The organism is bacterium, from assembly GCA_035530055.1.
Classification (GTDB): domain Bacteria; phylum UBA6262; class WVXT01; order WVXT01; family WVXT01; genus WVXT01.
Genome location: DATKVN010000081.1, coordinates 1 through 12594, shown reverse-complemented (window position 1 = coordinate 12594; position 12594 = coordinate 1). Strand labels below are relative to the sequence as shown.

Below are 12594 nucleotides of genomic sequence, written 5' to 3'. Positions count from 1 at the left end.
GTATCTTGCGGTAACCGTTATTGCCCACCGAAATCAATTGACCACTGGAGTCTTTATAATCCACAGCAATGACATAATTTTCATAAATAGTCTTGCGGAAAGTGATAATCCCTTTGATATAGTCTATAGTATAATCCTGTCCCGGAACCTGAAGATTAAAGTATCCGTAATATGTGGCACTGCCGGTTAAGGGTAGAAGGTCAACATTTCTCACCATCATCTCGGCACCATTCTGATTATTTGTCCCATCCCGGTCATCAATATAGACCTGTTCACTCCCGCTTTGAATGTTTTTATCGTCCCACAATTCGTAATATTTTCGTCGCCGATACGACGTATCATTAATATCCCTTTTTTCAAACGTGCTCTTACCTTTAAATTTCTTCTCCTCTGGTATTCCCTTGGTCTGCGAGCCGATAGCCATAAATTTAAATTCCTTATACTGCATATTCAATTTCCCTCCAAATACGCTCTTCTTATAGGCGACAAATTCGGTTGCGGGAAGTTCCAGGGTAATATCTCCGAATGCTGCCTCCTGAACAATTTCATCAGGGTCTCCTTTATACACCACGGAGATATCTCTCTTATCCTCTACAGTATCATCATAGTCTACATTAACCGTAATTTTTGTACCCACGTTTCCTTTAATCTTCACCTGGAGTTCCTGGTCCATATCAAACCCTTCAGTAACCCCGGCGGGAGTGCCAGTAGTTGTCCTCTCCTCCTCATCCTTATAGAATACAGCACCATACTTCATGGAGATCCTCTTCTGTCCCGATATGCTCAACCTCGACTCAAACGGAAGAATTATACCAATCCCTCCGGGAACAGGGGGAACAGCTTCTTCCTCTTCTGGTTTTACTTCTTTTACCTTTTCCACTTTCGGCGGAGCCAAAAGTTCTTCTTCAATTATAAATATTCCTTGCTCCTTCTCATCCCTCATCTTATTCCATTCTTCTTGACTATAGGAGATAAATTCCTTTTCTTTCTCCTTTTCCTTTATAAAAGCATCAAAATCTTCGAGTGCACCACCCCTAACGTCCATAGAACTCACTAAAGCAAGTCCAATGGATGCAATCAAAACCAATAGAATGGTTTTTCTGGAAAGTAACATTTTTCCTTTTAAATCTTCGTTGTAGGGGTTTGATTCATCAAAAAAGATTTGGAGTAGCGAAACTTGTTTCGCGTTAATAACACAGAGCAAGTAAACGCACCGCAAGCGGTGCTACTCCAGAGTCCTGGAATCCTCCCGAAAGGGAGGTATTTATTCAAGCTTTCGCTTGACACTCCTATCGGGACCCCAATAATTTAAGGTATTTTAACTAATTTAATCCCAATTTACAATAAAAAAACCGCTCCCCAGTCTTCTCCAAAAAAGTACGACCCGCATCCGAATCACTGGTTCGCGGCTAAATAGTTCTCTACGTGTCTTCCTTCGGTAACCCAGCCTCCCGCTGTGCGGGACTGTGGTTTTGCGTCCCCCGATTTCTCGGAGTTTGCCTTTTCGGAAAAGACAGGCTGACCCTATAAATTATGTAGCTTCTAAAATGATTATATCACAGACTCCCTTTATTGTCAACCGCTTTCGACATGCCCTCTTGTAGCGGCAAAGCGTAAGCTTTGCCTTCCCTGTAGGGGACGGACTCCGTGCCGTCCCTTCCTTCGGGCGACCACAGAGTGTCGCCCCTACAAGGCAAAGTTTCGCTTTGCAGCTACATTTCTCTATTGGCTATCTTTACACAATTTTACAATTGATATAATCGATAGAATAATGTATAATTCTATTAAATAGAAAAAACACAAACTCTAGGTTATTTCTTGGACTTACCATTAAAATGAAAATTCTACATCGCTATATTATTACTGAATTCATACCTCCTACCCTTCTTGCTCTTTTCATATTTACCTTTATCTTAATTATGGAAAGATTATTCGATTCTATAAACCTCCTGATTAGTAAGGGTGTAAGCTTGCTATCAGTTATCCAGATCCTCGGATATGTATTACCTTCCATTCTCGTTTACACCATTCCCATGGCAATCCTGGCGGGCACCCTTGTCTGTTTTGGCAGGCTCTCTTCAGATAACGAGATAACTGCCATCCAGGCATCGGGTGTAAGTCTATACAGTATCTTTTTCCCTGTCATTATTCTGAGTTTTATTGTCAGTATATTTTTAGTCTCCTTTAACGAACAGATAGCGCCCCGCTCTTACAATCGATTCCACAAACTATACTACCAGATAGTCCAAAAGAATCCCATACTTAAACTTGAAGAGCGCACCTTCCTGGAAATAGAGGATTACAGACTATACGTAGAGAAGATTAAGCAAAAAAAAGGAAAACTTTCGGGCATAATTATGTATAAAATGGAAGAGGCCGGTTTTCCCACTCTAATCACAGCCCAACACGGAAATATGGTGTCGAATGAAAAACGCGTAGTTTTCCGGTTATTTGATGGGAGCATCCAACAGAAAGATAAAGATGACCCCGATAAGTACAGCATAACTTATTTTAAGAATTACGATATTTCACTCGACCTCACCCAGACTCCGCCGCCCACGGCGAAACGAATCAGACAGATGGAAAAATCCGAGCTTCTACAGGAAATAAGAAAACTGAAGCGAGATAATATCCCTACTCATTCATTAGAAGTGGAATACCATCAACGTAGGTCCCTGGCTTTTGCTTCATTCGTTTTCTGCTTAATCGGAATTCCTCTGGGAATAAAAGCGCGCAAGGGGGGGAAATCGATTGGATTTAGCTTGAGCCTGGGCCTGTTTCTGTTATACTGGTTTCTCCTGGTGGAAGGGATTACCCTGGGAGAAAAGGGAATCACCCCTCCCCTCTTCGGTGTGTGGGTGCCAAATTTGATAATAGGGATAGCCGGCACCTGGATGATTTACAGAACGGCAAAATAAATGAAAGGAGTAGCGGAGCGAAAGCTCCGCGTCAATGTAGGGGCGGCACTCCGTGGCCGCCCAAAAAAGAGTTGAATCTGGAGTCCTCCCGAAAGGGAGGAATAACCTTGCTTTCGCAAGGACTCCAAACATAATCAGACCAGTCTCCGGAAATCCAATTTCATTGAAAACACAAATGCGTATTTTAACTCGTTACATATTAAATGAATTCTTGAAACCATTTCTCCTGGGAGTGACTGCTTTTGCTTCTCTCTTGATAATTTCTGAATTATTTTACCAGCTTCACAAATGGATTGACCTGGGAACTCCCTTCCTGGTTTGTGCAGAATATCTCGTCTGGCGAATACCTGAATGGCTGGTTCAGACATTTCCCGTAGCAGTCCTTCTGGCCACTCTTTTCTCTCTGGGAGGACTTGCCCGCCATAACGAACTTACAGCTATGAAAGCCTCCGGAATAAGCCTATACAGAATTCTATCTCCTCTGTTAGTTCTCTGCCTGTTCCTGGTTATGGACTCTCTCTTGTTCAGTGAAGTCGTCGTGCCTTACGCCAATCAAAAAGTAGATTACGTCTACAACGTAAAAGTGAAACACCGAAAAATTAGAAACTATCAACAGCAGGACAACCTGGTGATAGCCGGGGAACAAGGAAGGATGTACACCATAAAGTTTCTCGACGGAGAGAAGAAGTTAATGAAAGGAGTATCGGTTGACCAATTCGACAAAAACTCTGCTCTAATAAATCAAATCTATGCCAAAGAAGCCGTATGGAAAGGCAATTACTGGATATTTTATGAGGGAGTTTTCCGCCAGTTTAATCATGAGCAGGGAGGAACAATAAGAGAAGAGAAATTTAAGGAAAGAATTTTCCATTTGCCGGAACGCCTGGACCATTTCTTGCGCAAGCAGAAAAAACCTGGTGAAATGAACTATTTCGAGCTGAGAGACTATATTGCAAAGCTAACCAAAAATGGCATTCCCGCAATTAATGAAAAAGTGGCGCTACACTCAAAAATATCCTTTCCCTTCTCCTGTTTCATAATTATGCTCGTGGGTATTCCTTTTGCTTTGCAAACTTCAAGGAGTGGAAAGGTAAGAGGATTTGCTCTCAGTCTATTTATCTGTTTTTTCTACTGGCAGATGTTCTCGGTAGGTAAAGCAATTGGAGAGAACCACATCTTGCCACCTATTTTAGCTGCCTGGTTTGCCAATCTTATATTCGGAATTTTAGGACTCGTCTTAATCTCAAAAGTCCATAAATAATAAAATGTAGTGTAGCCCTTTATGGGCGTAGTTTTTACGGGGATAAACCCCTACACTACCTATTTTATAACTGCAAGCTTTCCTGTTTTCTTACTACCGTCGGCATTAACTACATATATATAAATTCCAGAAGCCACCCTATCTCCATAATCATTTTTCCCATCCCATTCGTATTTATAGACGTATCCATCGTCATACCACTTATCCATATATATGCTGCTCCCTTCTACGTCTAAGACCAGTTCCCCGGCTGAATTATAAATACCAATACTTTTATCTGCCACAGCTCGATTGGTAGTGAAATAGATAGTAGTATAATTTTCCTCTGCCGGCCGGAATGGATTGGGATAATTCATTGCCAGATGGACAATCTCTCCCGCCACGTAATAAGCAGTCAAGGCGCTATAAGCATTTATCCTTCCCCATCCTGTCTCCTGGTCCCAGCCGGAACCACCTATGTCGTCCGCAGTCTTCTCAATTATTCGCCTTACGTCAGAAGGCGCCAACCCTCCCAGATAGGAAAGAATTAGAGCTGCCAGTCCGGAAACAAATGGCGTAGCCATAGACGTGCCTTTCATATTGGCATAAAACGGCGGACCTAAATCCGTTCGCACAGTACTCAAAATATTGTTACCCGGAGCCATCACGTCCAGTTCGTCTCCATAATTACTGCCGTAGCCGGCAAGCCAATCTGTGGGGTCACAACGCTCATCAGTCTCATTAGTTGCCCCAACGGCAATCACATTATCGTACGCTGCCGGGTAAGCAACGTAAGGCTGATTGTCATTTCCCGAAGCAGCTACTAAAAGGCAACCTTTGTTATAAGCATCGTTTATCATATTCCTTTCTGGACCGTTGGGAATAGGAGGATAGTCAATAGTGCCAAAACTCATACTGATAATATCTGCGCCGTTGTCAACAGCATAATCTATGCCCTCCAATTCCCAACCCAAAGTCCCGCCTCCGGTCTCGTCAAGAACCTTCACTGCCATAATTTTGGACTTCCAGGAGACACCGGCAATTCCTAAAGCATTATTTGTGACGGCTGCGGCAATGCCGGCGCAATGCGTGCCGTGGCTTTGACTGTGGTCGTCATCAGGGTCGTCATCTCCATTTACAAAATCTTTGCCACAATTGCCACCCCCATCGTTCCACATATTTCCCGCCAAATCTTCATGGTCATAATCTACGCCAGTGTCCAGGATAGCAATGACAACGCTCTCTTTCCCTGTCTCGGTGTCCCACGCCTGCGGCGCCTGTATCTTGGTAATTCCCCACTGACTTACGGGATATAGTGTGTCATTTGGATCCCGAAAAGCTTTTCTTATGTAGTTCGGTTCAGCATATTCAACATCGGGGTCCTCTTTGTATTTTTTCAGCATCTCATTAATAGTCTTATCAGGGGGAACCTTCAGGCGATAGACATTCTTAATTCTCAGTTTCTTCTTTATCTCTACCCCAAACTTTTTATTAATCTTATCTATGGTCTCTTTTTCCACCTCGGGCTTAAATTTTACCAGGATTTCAGCAGCCACTACCGATACTTTCCGATTGGTTTTGAGGTCGATAATAGATGCTTCTTTTATTGGTTCTGCCAGGAGGTTTTGCGAGAGGAGGAGAATATTGCAAATAAGGAAGGCAAAAGATATTTTTTTCTTCATCACCATTTTTGTTTGGTATCCAAAACTCTGGAGTAGCAGAGCTTGCTCTGCGTTATTAATGCGAAACAAGTTTCGCTACTCCAAAAGACTCTGGAGTCCTTGCGAAAGCAAGGTCTTCCCTCCCTTTCGGGAGGACTCCAGAGTTTGTGTTAGAAGTTAACTGAGATTCCAAATGAGCCGATTAAAGAAGTAGGGAACTTCTGGCTATCGGCTATCGTTGTGCTTTTAGTACTCATCGCCGCGGCAAAATCTAAATTGACATGAAAGATATTTAAACCGAGTCCGGCAGTGAACATACTCCCGGAACTCTCAGCTAAATTATCCATAAACCCGCCACGCAGGGCAAGGTTTAGCCAGGACCTATTAAGAATATTCACCTCTGCCCCCAGGCCGAACATTCTCGAATCATAACCCTTGAGAGCCGTCTTATTGTTGGTCAGGTCTAAATCTGCAGAAAGTGTTATGAAATTTAAAGGCCAGTAGGCTGCTCCAACCCTCACCTGTGGCTCTATAACGTACTTGTCTAAACCAGCTTCTTTTGCTTCTTTTGGCTGACTAAATGAAGGATAGTTCAGGTTTCTTACAACCATTCCAAATCTCACTCCCAAACTTTCCTTCAAATCATAAAGGGCACCTACATCCGCTCCGATTGTGCTTGACTTCTTAGTATTATCATTATAATTTTCATACAGACCTCCCATGAGGTCCTCTCCGGAAAATACGTCAAATTGGGCAAACCCCACCATTCCATACATAAACTTGAAATTGCCTCCCACATAAAGGTTCTTTAACCAGGGCAGTTCCAGTGCATAGGTAATCGGAGCTTCAAAAAGCATTATTCCATTCAATCTAATATTTGTTTCATTATTAATAAACCCACTATCCTCAATTGAACCGAGCACGGCAAGACCAGCAGCGATAGCAATCTGGTCGGCAACCGTAGCTATCTCCGCATCTGTAAGACCTGCCAAAACCCCAGCAGATACCAATTCTTGAGCGATATCTTGATTATCCCATCCCCCTACTGTAGGAGCTACACCCAAATCATCCAAAGAATTTGCTATATCAGTGGCAATATCTGTTTGTGCCGGAGACAGCAATCCCTCCACATCTCCGGCCCCTAAACCACCGATGTCTACACACAAAGCATCGAGTGCATCTGTATCCATCTCTCCCAGTCCAATATGGTCGAGGTCGAGGTAAGGGTCTGCTCCCAACTCGGTTATGTTAATTACTCCGATTCCTATGTTGCCATACCTGATGTTAAACCCGCCGTTTATATCCAGAATAAGTCCCAACCCCGGTTTGTTCAGGTCATCCATTTGGTTGATTGATGCAGTGAAATCTCGCATCTCATCAGCGGTCAAAAGGATACCGTCCTCTTGCTTCGCCTGAATCGCACTTACTTTCTCGGCTACCTCTCTCAGGTCGTCTACTTCATCAACTAATCCTTCCGTGGTCTCTACACCCACTCCCACAGGAATCTGGATATCAAATCCTTTTTGAAGTGCGAAGCCTGCTGGATTCCAGTACTGGGCAACTGCATCCTCAGCAACTGCCACAAATGCTCCCCCCATTCCCAAAGGTCTTGTTCCTAAAATTTTAAATGAACTCGCAAAAATAGGGACAGCGCCCATTTTCAAAATCACCACCATTGACACTGCTACTGCCAAACTAATGATTTTTTTCATTCCGATTCCTCCTCTTGTATTTTCTTGTAGGGGTTCGATTCATCGAACCCATCAAAAGTAGTGTAGGGGCTTGTCCCCGTAAAAATTACGCCCATAAAGGGCTACACTACCCGTAAGGACTCAACAATTCACAATCTATATTACCACAGGTTTGGAAATTTGTCAGTGACTTTTTTCACAACTTCTCAGGTTCCCATTTCCCAGGAGGAGAGATATTTCTTCTGCTCGCCTGTTAAGCTATCAATTTTTATTCCCATTGTTTTCAGTTTCAAGCGGGCAATTTTTCTATCTATACTTTGGGGAACTGGATAGACTTTTTTTGCCAAATTCTTGCCCCGGCGACTCAGATACTCTGCACACAAAGCCTGATTGGCAAAACTCATATCCATTACGCTGGCTGGATGTCCCTCGGCAGCAGCAAGATTGACCAACCTCCCTTCTGCCAGAAGATTTATTCTTCTGCCATTAGGTAGCGTATACTCCTCTACGAACTGGCGAATTCTCCTTCTCTTTTTGGAGATTCTTTTTAAACCTTCAATATCCAATTCTACATTGAAATGTCCGGAATTACAGATTATCGCTCCATCTTTCATGCGCCGGAAATGGTTGGGTCTAATCACATTAATATCACCAGTCAAAGTCACAAAGATATCTCCAATCCTCGCAGCTTCCAGGATGGGCATTACCCGAAATCCATCCATCACTGCTTCTATTGCTTTTAGGTGGTCTACCTCGGTAACCAACACGTTGGCACCCATTCCCTTTGCCCTCATTGCCACTCCCCTTCCACACCAGCCATAACCACAGACAACAAAATTCTTTCCTGCCAACAAGATATTGGTTGCCCGAACTATCCCATCAATAGTAGATTGTCCTGTGCCATAGCGATTGTCAAAGAAGTGCTTGGTCTGGGCATCATTTACTGCAATGACGGGATATCTTAACACGCCGGAACTTTCCATACTTCTCAAGCGGATCACTCCTGTGGTAGTCTCTTCACTCCCACCAATTACATTCTTTATAAGAGTTCCTCCACGCTCAGACTTAGAATGTAAGATGGATACCAGGTCAGCGCCGTCGTCCATCGTGAGGTGGGGTTTATGATTTAAGGCTGCCCTGATATGCTGGTAATATGTTTTCTTATCTTCGCCACAGATGGCAAAAACGGGAATCCTGAAATCTTTGACCAGTGACGCTGCCACTCTGTCCTGAGTGGAAAGGGGATTTGAGGCGCAGAGAACCGCGTCTGCTCCGCCAGTCTTCAAAGTATTGAGCAGATTGGCCGTTTCACTGGTAACGTGCAGGCAACAGGAAATGCGCATGCCCTTTAATGGCTTCTCTTTCTTAAACCTCTGTCTGATTAATCTCAAGACAGGCATTTCCCTCTCGGCCCATTCAATACACAACTTCCCTTCCGGGGCAAGCTTTACATTCTTTATATGGTATTTCATAAATAAATTCCTCCCAGGTACTCTGGGTCGTCCCTGACCCAGAGTTTCTGTCGGGCTCGGGGACAAGCCCGACTACCAGATCGAAACCCTACATTTCAAGCTTCTTTTTTCAGGTCTTTTGCTTTATCCGTTCTTTCCCAGGTAAATTCTTCTTCCTCTCTCCCAAAATGTCCATAGGATGCCGTTTTCTGATATATCGGCCGCAGGAGATTTAACATCTTAATCATTCCCTGGGGTGTAAGTGCGAAGTGTTTTTTGACCAGCTCCATCAGTCTCTCCTCAGGCACTTTTCCCGTTCCAAATGTGTTAACATCTACGCAGACGGGCTCGGCCACACCGATAACGTATGCTAATTGAACCATGCATTTATCAGCCAGCTCGGCAGCTACAATATTCTTGGCAATATACCTGGCCATATACGAGCCAGAACGGTCAACCTTTGTCGGGTCCTTACCGGAGAAAGCGCCGCCACCATGGGCAGCCATACCACCGTATGTATCTACAATAATCTTCCTTCCCGTCATCCCCGTGTCTGATTGTGGACCACCGATAACAAATTTTCCCGTCTCATTAATAAAGAGTTTGGTCTTCTCGGGGTCATAAAATTCACCGAGAGTAGGAATAATAACTTTTTCTGTAATTTCTTTTCTTGCCTCTTCTGTCATCTTTTTCCCCGTCTTATCCACCACCTCTTCCGTATGCTGGGCAGCGATAACTGCCCTGTCAACCACAACCGGATTTCCATTTTGGTATTCTACTGTCACCTGTGATTTTCCGTCAGGACCTAAATAATTAATTATACCCTTCTTTCTGACCTCAGCCAGCTTGCGTGTCAACTTATGGGCTAACATAATGGGCAAGGGCATCAGTTCAGGAGTTTCACCGCAGGCATAACCAATCATTGTTCCCTGGTCACCAGCTCCACCAGTATCCACTCCCTGAGCAATATCTTCTGACTGCCTGCCAATAGCATTTAAGATAGCACAGGTGTGGGCATTAAATCCATACATAGTGTTAGTATAGCCAATATTTGTCAGCAGCTCACGCACCAATTTCTGCAAATTGACCCAGCCTTTTGTGGTTATTTCTCCTCCCACAAATACCAGCCCTACAGTTATAAATGTCTCACAAGCAACCCTTCCTCGGGAGTCTTGCTTGATGACATCATCTAAGACAGCGTCAGAAATCTGGTCACAAATTTTATCTGGATGCCCTTCAGTAACAGATTCTGAAGTGAAAAAGAAATTTCTTTTATTCACTCTTCCCCTCCCTTATAAATTTCATTTATTCTCGTATGTTAATTACCGAGCCTTCATAAACAGATATATTCGTGGATATCTCGGCATTATTGCCGATAATACAATTCACCAATTCAACATCTTTTTTCACATGGACACCATTCCAGAGAATGCAATTTCTCAATCTCGCTCCTTCTCCAATTATGCTGTTGTTCCCTATTGTGCTAAACTCTCCGATGGAAGCGTTCTCCCTGAGCCGGCAATTTTTCCCGATTACGCAGGGACCTTTTATTTTCACGCCAGGAGCTATTTGAGCGCCCTTACCTATCCAGATATTCTTATTTTTTCTTTCTCCCGGGATGTCTAATTTTATTTTGCCCTCCAGGGCATCGTTCTGGCTCCGGCGATATTCGAACAAATTGCCAATATCACACCAGTATTCTTCTGCCTCATAACCAAATATCCGTTCTCCTCGCTTTAAAAGCTTCGGCCATACATCCCTGGCAAAATCATAAAATTTTGCCTTGGGAATATAGCGAAAAACTTCTGGCTCGAATACATAAATGCCTGTATTCACTTTATTACTGAACACGCTGCTCCAGTTAGGCTTCTCCACAAATTGCTTAATCTGTCCTCCCCTTTTTGTCAGGGCAATACCATACTCAAAGCGACTGTCCACGCGTTTAAGAACCATAGTGCCAAAAGCTTTTCTCTTTTTGTGAAAGTTTATAACATCACTTAAGTTAATATTAGTCAAACCATCACCACTCATCACCAGAAAAGTATCGTCAAAGAAACGTTCTACCTTCTTGACCCCACCCGCTGTCCCCATCAACTTTTTCTCTTCAGAATAGTTTATCTTCATACCTAATCTTGAACCATCTCCAAAATACTTACGTATCATCGCTCGATGGGCATGAAGATTTACAACCACTTCTTTAATATTATGTTTCCTCAAGAGTTCGAGAACATGTTCGAGAACAGGTTTATTCACAATAGGAAACATCGGCTTAGGGATGCTATAAGTCAACGGACGCAGCCTTGTCCCTATTCCCGCAGACATAACCATCGCTTTCATAGTATTAACCTCAGGAGCCCAATTTCCATAATAATATCGTAGTGTAGCCCTTTATGGGCGTCCCGATTTATCGGGACGGGCATAAAACCCTACACTACCAGATGTTTTCAAGCATTATAAAGGATTTCTTTCCCTATTGCAAGCAACTTTTCTGTCTTCCCAATCTCATCCGTTTCCGCATAAACTCTTAAAACAGGCTCTGTGCCAGAAGGTCTGAGAAGTAACCAGCTATCATCTTCCAATATATACTCAATTCCATCATATGTTTTTATCTCTTTCACAGGAATATCCAAAAGTTTCTTCGGTGCCCTCTTATACAGTTCCTGGACAAATTGCTTTTTCTCTAAACCTTCCCACCTGGTATTCGCCAATTCAAAGTCAACCCTCTCATAGACCGACTTTCCAAACTCTTCTTCCATCTCTCTCAACAGAGTGGAGAGTCTCTTCTTTGTCTTTGCCAGCATCTCCACAAAAAATAGCGAGGACAATAACCCATCCCTCTCGGGAATATACCCCTGGTATCCATATCCACCACTCTCTTCTCCACCAATAAAGATATTTTCTTTTAACATCAAATTCGCTACATTCTTAAAACCGACGGGAACTTCCTGAAATTCTAAATTACACTTCTTAGCAATCCTCTCACTCAAATAACCCAGGGAGATAGTCTGAACAACTTTGCCTTTCTCTCCTTTTTCCCTTACCAGATAGAGAAGCAGTAGAGGAAAGACTTGGTGAGGAGTAAGATAATTCCCTTCATCATCAACTACAGCAATCCTGTCAGCATCACCATCGGTCGCCAGACCAATGTCAGCGTTCATCTCTTTTACCTTCTTTTCCAACTCTCCTAAATTCTCATTTATCGGCTCTGGATTCAATCCTCCAAAGAGCGGGTCATGGCGAGTGTGGAGAGTAATTACGTTACAATTTGTGTCTTTAAGTATTTCTTCGATATAATTACTTGCCACGCCATACATAGGGTCAGCAACAATTTTTAAACCGGCATCTTTAATAAGAGCAAAATCGATAAAAGATTTCAATCTGGCAAGATAAGAAGGAATTAAATCTTCTTTAATTATCAATTCAGGATTAACAGACTCAGAGACCTTGTTACCATAAAGATTTTTCTCAATTTTTCTTGTAATTTCTTCAGTCGCCGAGCCTCCGTAGAGAGCCTTAAATTTAATACCACAAAACTGTGGAGGATTATGCGAGGCAGTAACCATTACCCCGCCATCGCATTTTCCTTCCACTATGGCAAAAGAGACGCAAGGAACAGGAACAGACTTATTACTA

The 12594-nt window shown here is 43.1% G+C and carries 9 protein-coding genes and 1 riboswitch; of the genes, 2 read left to right on the top strand and 7 right to left on the bottom strand.

What is annotated here, in order from left to right; genetic code table 11:
- Positions 1–1114 (bottom strand): hypothetical protein (locus VMW39_06540; protein ID HUW23669.1); only part of this gene is annotated, 1114 nt, incomplete at its 3' end.
- A gap of 320 nt (positions 1115–1434) precedes the next feature.
- Positions 1435–1511, bottom strand: a riboswitch (cyclic di-GMP riboswitch).
- 324 nt (positions 1512–1835) lie between these two features.
- On the opposite strand from VMW39_06540, the gene lptF reads away from it, so the two are divergent.
- On the top strand, positions 1836–2918 hold the full coding sequence (lptF, locus tag VMW39_06535) for an LPS export ABC transporter permease LptF (protein HUW23668.1): 1083 nt from the start codon (positions 1836–1838) through the stop codon (positions 2916–2918).
- A 175-nt stretch (positions 2919–3093) separates the two neighbouring features.
- Positions 3094–4179, top strand: a complete 1086-nt coding sequence (lptG, locus tag VMW39_06530) for an LPS export ABC transporter permease LptG (protein ID HUW23667.1) — start codon at positions 3094–3096, stop codon at positions 4177–4179.
- Between the two features lie 59 nt (positions 4180–4238).
- Here the strand turns inward: lptG and VMW39_06525 are convergent, their stop codons facing one another.
- The 6 genes from VMW39_06525 to VMW39_06500 form a co-directional block, all read right to left on the bottom strand.
- Entirely contained in the window at positions 4239–5846 is a 1608-nt protein-coding gene (locus tag VMW39_06525; GenBank protein HUW23666.1) for a S8 family serine peptidase, read from the bottom strand.
- 143 nt (positions 5847–5989) lie between these two features.
- Positions 5990–7531: a conjugal transfer protein TraF gene (traF, locus tag VMW39_06520; GenBank protein HUW23665.1), complete on the bottom strand. Its 1542-nt coding sequence runs from the start codon at positions 7529–7531 to the stop codon at positions 5990–5992.
- A gap of 185 nt (positions 7532–7716) precedes the next feature.
- Positions 7717–8982 (bottom strand): adenosylhomocysteinase, encoded by a 1266-nt coding sequence (gene ahcY / locus VMW39_06515; GenBank protein HUW23664.1) that lies wholly within the window; start codon positions 8980–8982, stop codon positions 7717–7719.
- A gap of 95 nt (positions 8983–9077) precedes the next feature.
- Positions 9078–10241 carry a methionine adenosyltransferase gene (gene metK, locus VMW39_06510; protein HUW23663.1) on the bottom strand — a complete coding sequence of 388 codons (1164 nt, stop codon included), beginning with the start codon at positions 10239–10241 and terminating at the stop codon, positions 9078–9080.
- Positions 10242–10266: 25 nt separating this feature from the next.
- Complete coding sequence (locus tag VMW39_06505) at positions 10267–11298, bottom strand: NDP-sugar synthase (protein ID HUW23662.1); 1032 nt, start codon at positions 11296–11298, stop codon at positions 10267–10269.
- A gap of 107 nt (positions 11299–11405) precedes the next feature.
- On the bottom strand, positions 11406–12594 hold a 1189-nt coding region (locus VMW39_06500; protein HUW23661.1), incomplete at its 5' end, for a phosphoglucomutase/phosphomannomutase family protein.